Source organism: Endozoicomonas sp. ONNA1 (assembly GCF_024606325.1).
Lineage (GTDB): Bacteria > Pseudomonadota > Gammaproteobacteria > Pseudomonadales > Endozoicomonadaceae > Endozoicomonas_A.
In genome coordinates, this window is the sequence record NZ_JAHHPN010000497.1 from 1 (window position 1) to 1251 (window position 1251).

At 54.0% G+C, this 1251-nt stretch carries 1 protein-coding gene; it reads left to right on the top strand.

All coding sequences use genetic code 11. The features are described from left to right. Positions 1–1251: VCBS domain-containing protein (locus KDK19_RS11325; protein ID WP_257291989.1), on the top strand; the 1251-nt coding region annotated here is incomplete at both ends.

Here is a 1251-nt window from a genome sequence, read left to right on the forward strand (position 1 = left end):
CCGATACCATTCAGATTCAGAGTGCGGATGGCACAACGCATAATATTGTTATCACCATTAACGGTTCTAACGATGGCCCGGTGCTGAACGCCATTTCCGCTGCCTCTGCAATAGAAGGTGCCAGCCAGCCGACCACAGGAAGCATTGGTTCTGGCGATGTCGATACCGGCGACACTGCAACCTACTCCACCACAGCGACAGTGGCAGGATTTACGTTGAATGCCGATGGCACTTACTCTTTCGACCCGGCCGATCCGGTCTACGATGGCCTGGCTCAGGGCGATACGCAAAGAATCGTGATCCCGGTCACGGTGACTGACGGTAGTGGTGCTACTGATACTAAAGCCTTGGTGATGGCGGTTAGCGGTACCAACGACGCACCCGTGCTTGATCAGATACAGGCACAAAGCGCGACAGAAAATGGCAGCCAACTTAGCGGGCAGGTCACTTCAAAAGACCCGGATAACCATGCATCCGTCGCTTATTCAATCACTACCCCGGTTGATGGATTCACGCTTAACAAGAATGGTCAATATACTTTTGATCCGGGCCATGCCGCGTACCAGTTCCTTGCGGCCGGTCAGGATAAAACGGTGACTATCCCCATTACGGTTACCGATCAACATGGTGCCACCGATACCCGGAATCTGGTTATTACTGTACACGGTCAACCTAATGCTGCGGTGATTTCCGGAGCAGACTCCGGTAGCGTCACCGAGGATGCTTCATTACAGGCCACTGGTATCCTGAGTATCACTGATAAGGATGCGGGGCAGGATCATTTCCAGTCGGGTAATTACAACGCGACCCATGGCTCCTTACACCTTAATGCTGATGGTCACTGGGCTTACAACCTGGATAACACCCATGCCGACGTTCAGGCACTGGGGGCTGGCGCAACGACCACCAACAGCCTGACCGATACAATCCGGATTCAGAGTGCGGATGGCACAACGCATAATATTGTTATCACCATTAACGGTTCTAACGATGGCCCGGTGCTGAACGCCATTTCCACCGCCTCTGCAACAGAGGGAGCCAGCCAGCTGATCACTGGCAGCATTACCTCCACCGATGTCGATACGGGCGACACCGCAAGCTACACCACCACAACGAAAGTGGCAGGGTTTACGTTGAATGCCGATGGCACTTACTCTTTCGACCCGGCCGATCCGGCCTACGATGGCTTGGCTCATGGCGATACGCAAAGAATCGTGATCCCGGTCACGGTGACTGACGGTAGTGGCGCTT